This is a genomic window from Flavobacterium johnsoniae (genome assembly GCF_001879205.1).
GTDB lineage: Bacteria > Bacteroidota > Bacteroidia > Flavobacteriales > Flavobacteriaceae > Flavobacterium > Flavobacterium johnsoniae_A.
In genome coordinates, this window is the sequence record NZ_MLFK01000010.1 from 202,144 (window position 1) to 219,255 (window position 17,112).

Below are 17,112 nucleotides of genomic sequence, written 5' to 3' on the forward strand. Positions count from 1 at the left end.
ATTTAGATGTAAAATTACTTAAAAATGGAGAGCCACTTTATATTAATATTTTTAATCGAATATTCTAATTTCTTTTTGTTTGTGTTTTAGGAAAGACCTGCCAGCTATTAATTTACTGGCAGATTAAATCCAAAAAAAATTTGACCAATCAAGTAAATAACTTAAATGAACTTATTAGACTTTAGATATCATAAAAGGTTTAATCGATTACCATTCATCCGTTCTAAACGAAGAAACCGGCAAACCGCCTGCACTAAACAATTCCGCTTTTGCGAAATCCTTCCATAAATAACGAATAGCAACTGGTTTCTTTACTTTATCCGAAGTTAAAACCACTGATTTTCTTCTCACTACCGTTTTTGCCGGATAGAAAACTTTGTCTTCTCCCGCTATTTCAAAACCTGTTACTTCTTTATCATAAGAGGTAATTCCGTTGGCAACATCATCAAAAGAAACGGTGACCGAACCGTCTTTTATTTCCATTGATTTGTATTTCGGACTTTCGAATTCGAAACCTTCGATTTCGTATGTTTTTGCCAAAGCCTGGAATGCCAATCGGTTTCCTCCTTTTTCTTTGTCCATTGGGTGAATATTATTTTCTTCTCCCACGTCCATTAAAACCGCCATTCCCGAATTCGGAATTTCCTTTGAAGCTTTAAACTGCGCCTCTCGCAAATAAGCCGAATTGTATTTCTCCAAATAATCTTTTGGATGAAAAGAGGCATAATTAAACGGCGCTATCTGAGCGTAGTAAAAAGGGAAATCTCCTTGTTTCCACAAAGCTCTCCAGCTTGAAACCATTTTTTTCATTAAAGCAGTGTATTCAGATGCTCTTTCGTAATTCGATTCTCCCTGATACCAGATACAGCCTTTTATTCCGTAACCAATTACAGGCGAAAGCATTCCGTTAAACAAAGTTGTTGGAACACGATTTGGATCTTTTGCCAATTCTTCTTTTGTTGTTGGAATTTTAGCGCTGGCGAAATCTTTCAGCATTTCCTGATTCATCCACGCTTCCATGCTAGAACCTCCGTAAGAAACATGAATCAGTCCCACCGGAACGTCTAAAACTTCTTGTAAAAGCGAACCAAAATACCAAGCCGTTGCACTAAAATTGGAAGTTGATTTTGGCGAAGCCACTTCCCATTTTCCTTCAAAATCCTGCAAAGGTTCTAAAACAGTCGCACGCGGAATGGTGATTAACCGAATATTTTTATTGGTTGATCGTACAATGATTTCGTTTCCGTTTTTTACCGGTTGTCCCTGAAATCCTTTTAAAGGCATTTCCATATTCGATTGTCCGGAACACAACCAAACTTCGCCGATTAAAACGTTTTTAATGATTACTTTTTCGCTTCCTTCAACAACTTCAATTGTAAACGGGCCACCAAATGACGGTGTTTGCAAAGCTGTATTCCATTTACCGGAGTTGTCTGCTTTTAACTTGTAGGTTTTAGAATCCCACAAAGTTTTTACTGTAACATTAGCGTTCTTTTCTGCCCAGCCCCAAATTGGTGCACTTGACTTTTGCTGCAGCATCATGTTATCTGTAAACAATGCCGGCAGTTTGATTTTGGCATTCATTTGAATGGTTGCCACAAATGCAATTACAACAACAAAAATGTTCTTTAAATTTTTCATTTTACCTTATGCTTTTAATTCTAAAAATTTATGCCGCTCCTCTGGAGCTAAATTATTCTTATATATTATTTTCTATAACTATTTCGCTCTTCCAGAGCTTGTCTTTGTCTCGAAAAAAGTTATGTCTTTTTTAAAATAAAGACATGTCTTTAAATATTAAACAAATATTTTAACCTTCCTAAATAAGTCCCAGAGGGACTAAACATTTATAGAAAAAACGATACCATCACACAAAAGCTCCATCGGAGCGACATCTTTATCTCATTTTTCAATTGCCTCCAGCTTTAGCTGGAGGTCTTAAGATTTTCTCTATCTAGGGCTTTAGCCAAACTAATTATTTGGATAAAGCCCAATCCAAATTTTCTACTAAACCTCCAGCTAAAACTGGAGGCAATTGCTTTTATTTTTCTTTTACAAACTTAACCGGCCCGAATAATCCTGCTTTAAGCAATGGCTCTCCTTCTAAACGATATGCTGCATTTGTCCACGTTAATTGTTCTTCTTTTGGTAATTTTTGATCGCCCATTAAGCGGTTTGCCCAAGTGTTTGTAACCTTTATTTCTATTGTGTTTTTTCCTTTTTTTAATGCCGATGAAATATCAGTTCTTAAAGGGAATGTCCAAATGGCATCGCAATCTTTTCCATTGATTGTAATCTCTGCGATATTAGAAATTTCACCTAAATCCAACCAGATTTTATTGGTGTCTTTTCTTTTCCAAATAAAATCTTTTTTATAGCTGACAGTTCCTGAATAATATTTAATTTGTTCATTTTCAGAAGTACTCCAGTCAAAAAGCTTATCGATTTTGATCGTTTCTTTCGGACCTTTAAATGCTGGATCAAATTGCAGATTCCAGTTTTCATCTAAAGTCTGAACCGTTTCAAATTCTAAATTCTTTTGATCGGATTTTGCAGAAACTTCCTTTGCTTCTCCTTTAAAAATCACAAAACCAGATTCATTTTCATTTAAATTAATTGAGACAATTGTTCTGCCGTTTTCGATTTTCCAATTGGCCGTTGCTGAAGTCTTATCGGTTACAGGATTGTACCAAACCGGAACTTTTCCCTCAACTCTAAACGAAGCTTCAAAAGACCTTTTTTCTCCTTTTTGATTGGAAATAAAGTAAACATCTTCCGTATCCGATTTGCGGTGTGTCCACGCAATTGTTTCAGAATCGGCTCTGTTTAAATTCGGGAAATAAACGTCCTGCGTGATTCCAATGGAAGCAAAATCATTTTCTAAGTACGGAAGTTTAATAACCGTTCCTTTTCCTATTTTCCAAGATGATGCGTTTGAATTCCAAATTTCATCTACTAACTGCTGCCATTTTTTAAAATCTTCATTCGATTGTAAACCAGGTTGCAAATTCGGTTTTTCATCAACAAAAATGGTTGCGCCATCTTTTACTAATTGTACTATTTTTTCTGCGGAAGCCAAAGAAATCATTTTGTTTGGTGCCATTTTATGACTTCCCGGAAACAATAAAGCACCGTATTCGATTCCGCCTCCAAAAGAGATTTTTCCGTTCTCCATTTTGGCACGATTTATCAAAACATCTGAATTGAATGAATCGTATTGATACCCATTCAACGCATTTATCCATTGCGATAAATCGGTTAAATTTTTAGAATACGATACTTCTTTTGGCATCTTAGCGCTTGGCTGTCCTTCATTTTTTAACCTGATTTCTTCGCTGGCAACACGTTCTTTTCCAAAAACATTCGGAATAAAAGGCACTAAACGATCAGGCAAAACAGAACGAGAAGGCAGATCTTCGCCGATAAAAACAGCCAGATCCACTACAGGTTTTCCTTTTTGCAATTGGAATTGTACTCTTTGGCAATACTCAAACCACGCTTTTCCGGGTTCCCACCAAGTCTGGTCTCTTTGAAAATAAGTTCCAATTCCGCCTAAAGTCATTCCCGGTTTTCTGTCGATCCACGGATTATGAACAAAAACGTGGTAGAAAAAACGGTTAATTCCGAGAGCATAATTTCTGTCGGCAACCACTTTTAAATTTCCGGGATGTTCGTCCCAATCCATTTTTAAAGCCGTAAAAGCCTCAGCCTGAATAATATCTTTTCCATAAATATGTCCGCCAGAAATAGCGTCTAGCATATCATTTGGTTTGTCGTGCGTTGGGCTTTTCAGCCAAAATTCACCGCTTGGATAATCAATATATTTAAAATGCAGAAGTCCGTCGCTCATCATGGTTGGCGCGACATTTTCTGAACTGAATTTGACATTCGAATCATCCGCAATTTTTCTCAAAGTCCCAAAGAAATTCTCGGCAACTAATTCTGAAATCGTTTTTCGAACATCGTATAAAACCTTTTCTGAAGTCTGAATATCTTTTACCGGAATCCCAGCCATAACCGGAAGATAATCAACAATATCGTAGCCCCTTCTAGTTTTAAATTCGGCTCTAAAAACAGGCGACCAGTTTTGACTGCCGCATTCCCAGCTGTCCATGTGCAGGATTTTAACCACTTTTGAAGCCAATTCAGGTCCGGCAACGCGAAGCATTTCTCCAAACCAATGATCCAGCTGAAAACGAATCGCTTCTGAATTAAATTTGTCCACTTCCAGTCCTCTTCCTCCGCCTGCTGTAGCATTTTCGTGACCTGTAGAAGTGTTTCCAAAACGGATTATTCTCCAATTCGCTTTCGCAGAAGCTTTCCAGTTCAAAACACCGTCTGCGTTCACAAACTGTGAAATATTGATCATTTTTGATGGATCAATACAGTCGGAAGTGCTGATTTCTTTCTCTGTAACCTGCGGACTCAATCTCCAAATCGCAGCTGATTTTCCCTGATAATTATCGATTAAAGGTTCGTTTGACAAATAGATTTTTGCCACTTTTAAACCTTGATTCCATTTGGCAGGATCTAAATCTTCTGCGCCTGGTTCCGTACCTTCCGGATCGTAAACGAATCTAAAATATTTAGCTTTTGTGGGTACAATGCCGTGGGTATAAAAAGCATCAACATCCTGCCAGCCCTGACGCGGTGTAGTTAGTCTTCCTAAACTTTTAAAATTCACTCCGTCATCGCTGTATTCTACTATTAAACGATGCGCCTGATAATTATTTCCTTTGGTTTCAATCTGGATTGATTTACACAAAAACGGCTCTTCAAATTCGTATTGAATCCAGCCTTTTTTGGGCATTCTGAATTGTCCGTCTTTTTCAGATGAACTTAAAATCGAAGCGTCTGATTCCGGATTTGTGGATGTTATTTTTGGACGTTTTTTATTCGAAGTAATAAAGCTTTCTTTTACCGGAATGGCAAACGTTGCAATATCTTTATAATAGTCTTTGTAATGATTTGGAACCGCTAATTTTAAGTTTTTAAAACTGTTTCCACTTACGATTGTATCTTTCCACACCACTTTCTGCATTGACATTTCCGGCGTAATCCAAGGTCCTCCGGCAACGGCAAAACCATCGGCGGGATGAAAGGCGATTTTTACTCCTATTCGTTCTGCTTCGGTTAAAGCAAAACGGACTAACTCCCAGAATTCTTTGCTCAACTGCAAAACCGGCGGCTCCATCAATGGCGGATTTGCAGGCCCTTTGATGGTCATTAAATATGCACCTTCGATCCCGCCTTTTTTCATCGCTTCTAAATCGGCTGTAATTCCTTTTTTAGAATACGCACTTTGCATCCAATACCAATATACCCAAGGTTTTGAGGATTCAATTGTAGGCTGAAAAAAGCTGTTTTCTTTTTTATGGATTTCCTGTGCGGAGACGAAGCTCGCAAGAAGAAGGATAAAAAAAAGGTGTTTTTTTTGAAACATTTTTATTGTTTTATTACAATCTGCCTAATCTGATAAATCTGCGGGGAAAATTTACTTTCGCAGATTTGGCTGATTTAGCAGATTTTTTGATTTTTCTTTTTTGTCATTTAATATTTAGTTCTTAATTTTAAGATTATCAATTATCAATTACTAATACTTAAACTTCTTCAAACTATTTTCTAATTCGTTTTTTGAACCGCTGAAAGGCGTCAAATAAAAACTATATTGATAATCTCCTGATTTAATTTGATATTGTTCTATTGGCTGTGCTACAATTGTCCAGCTGTCATTTCCTCCCACTCCCATCTGCATTAAATCGATATTTAGCGTTAAAAATCCCGGATCTTTCAGATCGTACGTATGACCAGCAGAACTTAAGTTTTCCTGTGTATACGGCCATGCGCTCATGCTTAAAACTTTGGTATCGTTTACCACTAAAAATCCGTTGTTTTTCTGCGGAGTTGTCAAGGCCATCCATCTTACATCGCATCGGTTTCCGTTTTCCTGCGGTTTTGGGTAATGTTCAATAAAATCATTTATTGGCAATGAATATTTCCCAACAAACGAGCCAAAACTTCTGTCGTTGTAATTTTCCAATTCTCCTTTTCCATACCACGAAATCTGATCGAATTTTCTTTGAACTCCCATCTGCATTCCGATTTTTGGAATGTTTGGCAGTTTGTTTGATGCTTTTAAACTGTAATCTACTTTTATCAATCCATTTGGTAAAATATTGTAGACCACATTTACGCTTGCACTGTCTTTTATAATTTCGTAATCGCTTGTAATTTTAATTTCTGAAGCCGATTTGTCGATTATAATGTTGACCAATTTTGGTTTTGCTTTGTACCATTGTTTCAACAGCTTTTGCGATTTCCAACCTCTTTTATCGTTATCTGTAAGCGGTCTTACGAAGTTAGGAAGCAATGGAGCAAAAACCTGTTCTTCACCATTGAAAATATATGAACTCAAAGCTCCGTTTGCTTTGTTGATGTTAATGTCGAAATTTTTTCCTTTGATTTTAAAATCAGAATCGGATTCTGAAACGTTTAAAGTTTCTTTTTTAGATTCAGGCGAAACCGCTTCTTTCTTTTGCAGCACAAATTGATCTTCCGCGACAGCGTAACCTTTTGAAGCCCAAAGTTCTTCTTTTGAAAGCTGGAATTCTATATTCAAAATATACTCGGCACCGCTTTTCATTTTTGGCAGATACTGACTCACATTTAAAGTTGTGGATTTCCCAGCTTCTACTTTGAATGGTTTTAATATTTGTGTTTTGATTACATTTCCGTTTTCCAAAATTTTTAAAACCGGAATATAATCTTCTAAAGATTTAACGGCCTGACGGTTTTTGATTTCTAACTGATTTCCGTTTAAAGTGGAAACCGCTGGCTGATACACCCATTTATTCTCAAAAATAGATCCTTTTGGTTTTCCGTTAGAATCTACAATTCCTTTGGTATTGAAATTTCCGTCATGGTATTTTTCGCCAAAATCTCCTCCGTGGGCAAAATAATTCTGACCTGATCTTGAATCGAATTTCACCAATCCCTGATCTTTAAATTCCCAGATACAGCCTCCGATTACTCTTGGAAGCGAACGGAATTCATCCCATAATTCTTTTAAATTTCCAACTGAATTTCCCATTGCATGAGAATATTCGACGAAAATAATTGGCCTTGTATCTTTCTTTTGATCAACTAAAAATTTTGGAGTGAAAACGCCCGGATAAAAACGGCTGACCATATCCACATACGAATCATCCTGCGGATTTTCGAATCGGTAAGCGTGATCGATTGTTTTAGGATATCCCAGATCCAGCGGATCTATGTAACCGTCTAATTTTGCATTTCCCTGCGCTGGTTCGTAATGTACTGGACGTGTAATATCGAAATCGTGAACCCAGCCCGACATTGCCGCGTGATTTGGTCCTTTTCCGCCTTCGTTACCTAAACTCCACATCACAACTGACGGATGATTTTTATCTCTTTCCACCATTCTGATCATACGTTCCATATAAGCATTTGTCCAAAGCGGATCGTTGCTTAATTTACCGCCAATTCCGTGTGTTTCCTGATTGGCTTCGTCCATAACCATGATTCCGTATTGATCGCATAATTCGTAAAAATAAGGATCGTTTGGATAATGACTTGTACGTATAAAATTGAAATTGAACTTTTTAATCGTGGTAATATCTTGTTTGATATCTTCTCTCGTAACGGCTTTTCCTCTTGTTGGATGATGATCGTGACGGTTTACGCCATACACATAAGTTTCTTTTCCGTTGATGAGCATTTTACCATTTTCTTTTGAAAATTCAATCGAACGGAAACCTACTTTACAGCTTTTGGCTTCGGTAATAGTTCCGTTTTTATCTTTTATCGAAATAACCATCGTATATAAATTCGGTTCTTCTGAACTCCATTTCTTCGGATTTTTGATGGTTTCCTGAAAGAATCCAAAACGCACATTGTCGAGACGAGGATAACTTTCGTTGATTAAATCGATCACGGGTCTTTGAAGCGGTTCTTTGAAAATTGGCTGATTATTAGCATCGTACAATTGAACATTCATCGTGTAATCTTTGACTTTTTCTCCTGTAAGATTCTCCACTTTCGGACGCAGTTTGAAAATCGCATCGGTATATTGTTTGTCTAATTTGGTTTGAACAAAGAAATCCTGAATGCGTAATTTCGGCTCTGCCATAATGAAAACTTCACGCTGGATTCCGCTCATGCGCCAGTGATCCTGATCTTCCAGATAAGAGCCATCTGCCCAACGAATTACCTGAACCGAAACGACATTTTCTCCTTCTTTTAAATAAGGCGTAATATCAAATTCTGATGGCAGAAAACTGTCTTCTCCATAGCCTAAAAATTCTCCGTTTAACCAAACCTGAAAGCCAGAACTTACGGCTCCAAAATGCAATGTAACCGTCATGTCTTTCCAGTTTGCCGGAACGGTAAAACTGCGTTGGTAAGAACCAATTCCGTTATAATCTTTAGGAATATAAGGCGGATTTATTGGTCGAAACGGATAAACGGCACTTTTGTAAATTGGATTGTCATAGCCTTTCATTTCCCAATTGGATGGCACTTCGATTTTATCCCAGCCTGAAACGGTACTTTTATAGAAATCTTTTGAAGCTTCTTTCAGATTTACGGCATATTTAAAATCCCAATCGCCGTTCAGCATCTGGATTCGGCTTTTGGTTCTGTCGCCTTTTAATGCATCTTCAACAGAGGTATACGAATAAGCAGTTGCTCTCGAAGGCTGCCTGTTGATGCTTGTAACCGTTGGGTCTTCCCAAGGTGCAAATTGGTATTTTTTATGCAATTCAGGAACTCCTGCCGGTTCTCCTGTAACGGATTGGGCGTGGGTTGTGTAAGATGTTAGAAGTAAGATTACAGTCAAAAAGTCGAAAGTCAAAAGTCGAAGGTTGAAAAATGGAATTCTATATTTTGATTTTGACGTAAACATTGGTTTTATATTTTGTTTCATTGTTATTGCTTCAGATGTCCCTACGGGACATAAATGCGTATTATTTATTTTTTCTACCGACCAGTGCCTCCTAACGGAGTCTTTTTTGATTTTTGGTTAAGAGTATTATGTGTCTCATAACTTATAACTCATAACTCATAACTCATAACTCATAACTCATAACTACTTTTTAACTTTCACTGGCGGCGCCACAAAATTCAATTTGCTTTTTCCTAAATCTTTAGAAGTTGCGATTGCGATTCCTCTTTGTTCTGCTTTGTTAACGGCACAGTAAAAATGATAAACAACACCATCATGTTTTACCACAAATGATTTATGCGCAAACAAATCGTCATAAGGTTCAGAAGATTTAACTAAATCCTCGCCTTTCCAGTCGGTCCAGTTTACTAAATCATTTGAAACTGCAAAACGGTTAAATGCACCTTGATTCCACCCTGTCCAAAAAGCTCCAAAATAGAACATTACCCAAGTATCATTTATACGCTGAATATAGGCATCTCCAGAGATTCCTTTATGATGATTGATTAATGGTTTATCGCCATAACGCTTCCATTCTTTCATATCGTTTGATACCGCCATTGCAATACGCTCTGCGCCTTTAGCAGGATTTATACTATCACCACGGGCATTATAATACATGATAAAATTGTGTCCTGTCAGTTTATCTTTATCACGAATCACACTGTTTTTGTACATCGTGCTATTATCCCACCATTTTGCGTCTTTATCTTTTGGCGTTAAAACCGGATTTTCTAATCTTTGAAATTCGTGTGGTTTTGTCGGAGCTTCTTTGGTATAAGCCATTCCGATTGATAGAATACCAGCTTCGTAACCTTTGCTGTCTCCGCCAAAATAACTCATCCAATATTTATCATCGTATTTTCCCCATTCGTAACTTCCGCCCCAAGTTGGGTCCTGCAACGAAATATATCCTGCTTTTTGGTTGACATCCCAATGTTTTTCATTTTCTGAGAAGGACATTACTTTTCCTAGATATCTCCAATCTAAAAGGTTGTCACTTTCTGCTAACCATGTTTCATATCCTCTTCCGTCGTAAATTAAATACGTCATATACCATTTGCCATCTTTTCTGAACACACTCGGGCAATCCATTTTATAGGAGTTGTCTGTCGGAACCATCACCAAACCGTATTTATAAGGCGTTTTGATTTCTTCGTAAATCTCCTGCATTACGGTTTCTGTAATTTCTCTTTTCTTGTATTTGGTTGCACAGCTTGTTATGGAAAGTGCTGAAATAGTTAGAATTAGGTATTTAAGTTTCATTTTTTATGTGTGTTTATGGCACGCGGATGACGCGGATTAAACTGATTTACACTGGTTTTATTTTTTGTTTCACGCAGATTTAAAAAGAATTTTGGCAGATTTTAAATTAAATAATCTGCGTCAATCCGTTTAATCTGTACAATCTGTGGGCTATTATTTCAACTCTTTCAAACGCGACTCCATCACGTCTTTGTTCAGTTTTACTTTTACCATTCCTGTTGGATGAAATCTTCTCTTTAAATCGATTGCATTGTACACTATTGTATAAACATCATTTCCTTCTGGGATTAAACATAATGGTGTTCTCATAATATCCCACCATTTATCAACTTTGGTTTCTATTGGAAGATAATGCGCTTCTGACCATTTAACGCCGTCTGCTGATAATGAATAGGCAATCATATTTGGTAAATGATGTCCCCAACCGTCTGGGCCTCCGTCAAAAATAGCGATGTACAAACCGTTTGGTAATTGACTTACGATTGGATTTTCAACAAATTGCGGATGCATCGTTTTAATAGGTTCCAAACCTTTGTTCATTCTTGTCCAAGGTCCTTCTAAACTTTTAGATTCGGCTAAAGCCACAAACCAGCCTTTTCCGGATTTCTTCGGATAATCAGCCCAAGAGTTAAATGGGTATGCGCCACTGTAAAATCCAAAATATTTATCGCCGACTTTATACGGAAAAAACGAAGCAACTCCCTGACGGCCTTCCCACGGCTGAGAATCCAATCCCGGTTCCATGATAATTCCCATATCTTTATAGGGCCCGCCAATTCCGTTGATTCCATCTACAGTTGATTCGCAACGCCAAATTCTTCCAAATGAATGATTTGGTTCTATTTCTTTGCTAACCGTATAAGCCAAATAATAGCCATACCATTTGTTTGCTTTTTCGTTAAAAACCGGCATATACGACCAAATGGCTGCACGGCGATCGTTCATCGGGTTATCGTCTTCGGTTACGGCGTAAGTTCCGCTCGCTTGATAGATTGTAGATTCTCTTTTCCAGTTGATTGCATCTTTACTTGTCCAATGTCCGATTCTGGTTTTTACACGATCGTAGTAATAATCTACACCAATTTCTCCCGCTCTTTCGGTTGGAAACATATGATAGGTATCGCCTACTTTCACCACGCGTCCACCTTCAAATCCACCCTGAATTCCTTCTGTTCCAGACATTCCTTCATCAATCACGGGTCTGCTTTCTCCGCCGATAATTTCAAAAAGCGGTTTTTCATCTGAAAATCCTTCGACAATGAAAGTTGGATTCCAAAGTTTTCCGTCCGGAAGCTCTGCGTTTCTGAAACTTAATTTTTGACCGTCTTTTACTACTCCTAAAACTGCAAATAATCCACTCCCAGGATTTATGGTCTGTGTTCCTTTTGGAAATGAAAGCGCATATACATTAACGGGAGGTAATCCTGTAATCGTCAATCCGTTTTTTAAAACCAATTTTGCGTTCTCCAGTTTATTAGATTGAAGAAATTCGGAACTATTTTCCTGAAAAATCCCCACTAAAACCTGAACCGGCTCTTTAAATTTTAACTGTAAAGGAGTATTTGTACCGCTTTTGTATTTGTCCAAAGGAAGTTCAACACCTTGAAAACCTTGCAATTCCGGCGCTAAACGCACAATATTATGTTTGCTTCCCGAAAAAACATGAGCGTATTGTGTGGTTGTGAATGTTTTGTAATTTGATTTTACTATTTCAAATGATGCTGGTTTCCATGTGTTATTTTGTGCTGAAACTTGAATACAGACGCTTAACAGTATTAGAAAAGCTGTTTTTAATTTGAAATTGTATTTTGTATTTTTTGAAAACATTGGTTTTTTATTTTTTTATTGACTATAAATTTCCTCAATCTTGTTATTTCGACGGAGGAGAACTGGGCGATAGCGAACAGGCGAAGCAAATCTTCGTAAGTAGCTCTATAAAGTATTTCCTCTCTTTATCGAATATTGTCGCGGAGATTTCTCTCCCGAAGCCTCGGGATCGAAATGACAAACTGAAAGTTACAAACTAAGAACTAAGTACTAAGAACTATTTACTAATTACTAAGAACTCAAATCGCTTTATAACTCACTTTATATTCTACATTCGGTTTTACAATCAACTGATATTTATTTTTTGCTAATGCTGTAATCGTTCCTGAATTTGTTTTTGGTTTGCTGGCACTTTCAAAAATTAATTTTCCTTCTCCTTCGCCTGCTTTTACTTTAATTTCTTTGGTATTGCAATACAATGAAACTTCCCCATTTGGTGTTGGCACTTTTCCTTCCATCCATTGTAAACCGCCGAGATTTGGCTTGATTTCATATTCTGAATATCCCGGAGCGGTTGGTTTTACACCTAAATAATATTTTCCTAATAAATAAATCGGACTTGCACCCCACGCGTGGCAAAGGCTTTTACCGTAAGGACGACCATACATCGTTAAATGTTCCGTTCCTTTTTTGTTTGGATTGTACTCTTCCCAAAAAGATGTCGCACCCTCATTCAGCATGCCGCCCCAGTAGACTTTCATTTCTTTTAAAACGTAATCCTGTTCCCCCATCGCACACAACGCTTCCAACTCGTAAAAACGCATATACGGAGTTGTGATTTGAAGAACATCTTTATTGAGCAAAACCTTATTTTTTACGCTTTGTTTTTGTTCTTCATTAAAATAATTGAAGAAAATACCGAACATATTAGCGTATCTGGTTACAATATCCTGCATTTTACCGTCGATACGCTGGTGTTTCATCACGTTTTCTTTTTTATCCCAAAACACCTCAAACAACTTTGTTTTTAAATCCTCGGCTAATTTTTCATACTGTTTTTGGTCTTCCTTTTCTCCTGCAATTTTAGCACTCACCGCCATCGCTTCTAAACTTCTGGCTAAAAGCATTTGCTCAAAACTAACCTCGCCGGTTTTGGGTAATCCGTTGGCCCAATCAATAAAAACCCAGTCGCCTTCTAATGGTTCCAGAAATCCGTTTTTGTTTCTTCTTTCTAAACAAAACTCCATCAGCGATTTCATTCTAGGATAAAAAGTCTGGATAAATTTCGTGTCGCCCGTGTGCAAATAATAATCGTAAACGCCCACAAACCAATACAACGAATAGTCCATTATGATATTAATATGAGCGGTCACTGGATCTTTACCGCGAAGTGCCAGCAGCGTACGTTCTACAGAAGCCGAATCAAAGAATAAATAATAATTCATTAAATAACTTTGGTAAGCGTCGCCAGACCAAACCCAACGGTCGCGTTTAATTCCGTCTATAAAAAATTCGCGAGAGGTTAAATGCATTGTGTAGGCCGAAACATCCCAAATTTTATTCAATTGTTGATCTGATGATTTGAATGCACCACGATAATCCAAAGGCAGATATTCATAAAGCATTGAAATTGAATCATATTTTACCCCTGCATCTGCCTGAACCTGAACATAGCGAAATGCTTTTGAACCATCGTGCGTGTAGGTTTCCGCTTGTTTTCCATCAAAAGATAAATGATCTAAAGTCTCGCATTTTGCAGAATCTAAAGCTTCTTCACGAGATTCACCATAATACAAGGCTACTTTGCCTTTTCCTTTTAAACCGTGAATTTTAATGTAGCCAAAGGTTTCTTTACCAAAATCTATTAATTGACCGGCTCCTGCTTTTTCTGTTCTAACTGCACTCAAAGGTTTAGTGGTCAGTCTAAATTCGGAAGGTTTATTTTCTGACGAATAAAAGTTCCAGGAACCAACTGGCACCCATGGAGTTCCAGACTGCTGTGCTTTTCCCGCTTCGTCAATCCAAAGTTTATCTTCGTTGGTTACTTTCCAGGAAGCATTAGATTTAACATATTTACCATTAATAAAAATAGCCGGCAATACTTCCTGATTGTAAACTTTAAAAGAAATTTTGTGTTTTCCTGCAGGAATTTTTATTGATTTTGGCTGTCCGTAAATTTGAACGCCGTCTAAAAGCAATTGAAAAGATCCTTCTGAATAGATTTTTGCCTCGTCTGGTTCCGGAATATCTACTTCTGTCTGAAAAGTTACCAATGCATACGGACTGTAATATTGCCAAAGCGGTGGAAATACCGCTTCTCGTTCTGTACGTCTTACCTGCATTTTATTGCTCAACCAAATTTCGAAATCGCCTGGATACCAGATCCATGTCGCTTCTTTTGATTTTTCTTGCGCTAATAGGAAAGTGGAAGGAAATAAAATAACACAGAAAAACAAAAATCTAAAAATGGAAAATCGGCTTTGCATATCTTTTTTTTTTGGAGCTAAAGATAAGTGTTATTTTTACATTTCACAACCTGCACTATGCTGTTATTTCATAAAAACAGTACTTTTTGATATTTTTTTAAGGGAAAAATTATGGGTTATCACTTTTTTAGTATTAAAAAAAATGATGTTTGGATTTTTTAGTGGATGCTGATCAAACAGATTTATTTTAAAACACAGATTCATGCGCATTTTAAATATAAATGCAACAAGCTTTGTCAAAGTTTTGAACTTTGAAAAAGCTATTGAAGAGAAACAAAAGAAAAGATTCGTATAAATCCGCGTCTTTACTAAGTAAATCCGTTTTATCCGTGTTCTAATTTCGTTTTATAATTTAAGCAATCATTTTCTCCGAATCATTTTCATCTTCTAAAATATAATTAGAAGGTGTTTTTCCTAAATGCTTCTTAAACATATAGATAAAAGCGCTCGTAGTTTCATAACCCAAGTTAAACGCAATTTCTTTAATAGATTGTTTTTCGCCCAAACGTTTTATGGCTTCCAACAGTTTTAATCGCGTGCGCCAATCGCTGAAATTCATTCCCAGTTCTTTAATAAACAAACGCGATAAAGTTCTGGTGCTCATAAAAGATATTTCGGCGTAATAGTCGATCGTATTTTTACTCGCAACATCGTTCATTAAAAGTTCGACTACTTTTTGTAATCTTTCGTGATTGGTTGTTGGCAGAAAGGTTGCACTTGGCTGAATCAAAGCTAATTCATCTAAAAAAACACCGACAATTCTGCTTTGGGAAGGCGTAAGATTTCCTTCTGTTCCAAAAGAAATAATTTTGAATACCAACTGTTTTAAAAACATCGGAATATCAAAAGAAAAACTATTTGCTGATAATCCTTCCATGGCAGACGGATCTATAAAAACGCTGTAATAATTAACGTCTTTCTGGAAAGTAACCTGATGTTCTACTCCGCCCGGAAGCCATAAGCCCTGCAACGGATTCACAACCCAAATGTGGTTGCCCACTACAACATTCATTACACCACGCGTGGCGTATATCAACTGCCCTCTTGGGTGCGAGTGCGAGATACACATTTCATTGGTTACCATTTCTGTGTAACCAATAACGGGTATGGATGAATCTAATTGATATCCATACTGCTGTGCCATTCTATATGTCCGAATCTGGTTATTCATTGTCCAAATATAGCAATTCTGACATTACTATTCTTTTGATCTTTGCAAAAAATAATACAGCTGTTGTTTTTAAACCTAATTTAAGAATCAAAAATTACCAAATGGACACTATTAAAGCAAACCCCGAAATAGTTAAAAAAACCACCTATTCGATCTTATTTATTATAAGTTTCTCGCATCTAATCAATGACCTTCTACAGGCTGTAGTGCCTTCAATTTATCCGCTTCTAAAAGAAAATTTTAGTTTAAATTTTACACAAATCGGAATTATTACTTTAACCTATCAAATGGTGGCTTCTATTTTACAGCCGTTTGTGGGAATGTATACCGATAAAAACTCAAAACCTTATTCGCTGATTGTTGGAATGTGTTTTACAATGGTTGGGCTTTTTCTGGTTTCAATCGCTTCCAGCTTTGTTTATTTATTGTTATCAGTAAGTTTAATCGGAATTGGATCTTCGATTTTTCATCCAGAATCTTCACGTGTGGCGCATTTGGCTTCTGGCGGTAAAAGAGGTTTGGCGCAGTCTATTTTTCAATTGGGAGGAAATGCCGGAAGTGCTGTCGGACCTTTATTAGCGGCGTTTATCGTAATTCCGCACGGACAATCTTACATCGCTTGGTTTTGTATTATTGCTCTAGTTGGGATTTTTGCTTTGTATAAAATTGCGATTTGGTATACGGCAAATTTATCTGAAAGAATGGCTAATAAATCTGCGCACCAAATCGAGACGCATCATTTATCTAAAAACCGTGTAATTGCTTCGCTGATTATTTTATTGGTTTTGATTTTCTCTAAATACTTCTACATGAGCAGTATCACGAGTTATTATACTTTCTTTTTGATCGATAAATTTCACATTACAATTCAGCAGTCACAAGTATATTTATTCTTATTTTCAGGTGCTGTTGCTGCTGGAACTTTGATCGGCGGACCAATTGGAGACCGATACGGAAGAAAATATGTAATCTGGGTTTCGATTCTTGGAGTTGCTCCTTTTACAATGTTACTGCCTTATGTTTCTTTATTTTGGGTTGGAACTTTATCTGTAATTATCGGATTGATTCTTTCTTCTGCATTCTCTGCAATTTTAGTTTACGCAACTGAATTAATGCCAGGAAAAGTCGGACTTGTAGCTGGCCTTTTCTTCGGATTTGCTTTCGGAATGGGCGGTTTAGGTTCCGCTATTTTAGGAAAAATCGCCGATGCTACAAGTATTGAATATGTCTTTAAGATTTGTGCGTTCCTGCCTTTGATTGGGATAATTACAGGATTCTTACCTAATTTGGAGAAGAAAAAATCTGTTGAGAAATAATTTTAATCTAGCAAAGTCACAAAGACGCAAAGGTTTATTTTTAATTTAAGATTTGAATTGCGTTCCGCTAAAGCGGGATGAGAAATAATAGAAAGCTCAAAAGGCTTTAGCCAAAACATTTACAATTTGGCTAAAGCCTTTTTC

At 37.0% G+C, this 17,112-nt stretch carries 8 protein-coding genes; 1 reads left to right on the plus strand and 7 read right to left on the minus strand.

The window, feature by feature from the left end; genetic code table 11:
• Positions 1-207: 207 nt before the first annotated feature.
• The 7 genes from BKM63_RS19885 to BKM63_RS19920 form a co-directional block, all read right to left on the minus strand.
• The gene (locus BKM63_RS19885; protein WP_071638322.1) at positions 208-1,641 is read right to left on the minus strand and encodes a sialate O-acetylesterase; all 1,434 of its coding nucleotides are present in this window, start codon (positions 1,639-1,641) and stop codon (positions 208-210) included.
• Between the two features lie 400 nt (positions 1,642-2,041).
• Complete coding sequence (locus BKM63_RS19890; RefSeq protein WP_071638323.1) at positions 2,042-5,443, minus strand: glycosyl hydrolase; 3,402 nt, start codon at positions 5,441-5,443, stop codon at positions 2,042-2,044.
• A gap of 150 nt (positions 5,444-5,593) precedes the next feature.
• Positions 5,594-8,944 carry a glycoside hydrolase family 2 TIM barrel-domain containing protein gene (locus tag BKM63_RS19895; RefSeq protein ID WP_242661196.1) on the minus strand — a complete coding sequence of 1,117 codons (3,351 nt, stop codon included), beginning with the start codon at positions 8,942-8,944 and terminating at the stop codon, positions 5,594-5,596.
• A 162-nt stretch (positions 8,945-9,106) separates the two neighbouring features.
• Positions 9,107-10,228: a glycosylase gene (locus BKM63_RS19900; RefSeq protein WP_071638324.1), complete on the minus strand. Its 1,122-nt coding sequence runs from the start codon at positions 10,226-10,228 to the stop codon at positions 9,107-9,109.
• Positions 10,229-10,381: 153 nt separating this feature from the next.
• A complete protein-coding gene (locus BKM63_RS19905; protein ID WP_071638325.1) occupies positions 10,382-12,055 on the minus strand; it encodes a hypothetical protein in 1,674 nt (557 codons plus the stop codon).
• Positions 12,056-12,294: 239 nt separating this feature from the next.
• Positions 12,295-14,481: a family 78 glycoside hydrolase catalytic domain gene (locus tag BKM63_RS19915; RefSeq protein WP_071638327.1), complete on the minus strand. Its 2,187-nt coding sequence runs from the start codon at positions 14,479-14,481 to the stop codon at positions 12,295-12,297.
• Positions 14,482-14,833: 352 nt separating this feature from the next.
• Positions 14,834-15,652: an AraC family transcriptional regulator gene (locus BKM63_RS19920; protein WP_071638328.1), complete on the minus strand. Its 819-nt coding sequence runs from the start codon at positions 15,650-15,652 to the stop codon at positions 14,834-14,836.
• 101 nt (positions 15,653-15,753) lie between these two features.
• Here BKM63_RS19920 and BKM63_RS19925 point away from each other — a divergent pair, with 101 nt between their 5' ends.
• Positions 15,754-16,968 (plus strand): MFS transporter, encoded by a 1,215-nt coding sequence (locus BKM63_RS19925; protein WP_071638496.1) that lies wholly within the window; start codon positions 15,754-15,756, stop codon positions 16,966-16,968.
• Positions 16,969-17,112: the final 144 nt, after the last annotated feature.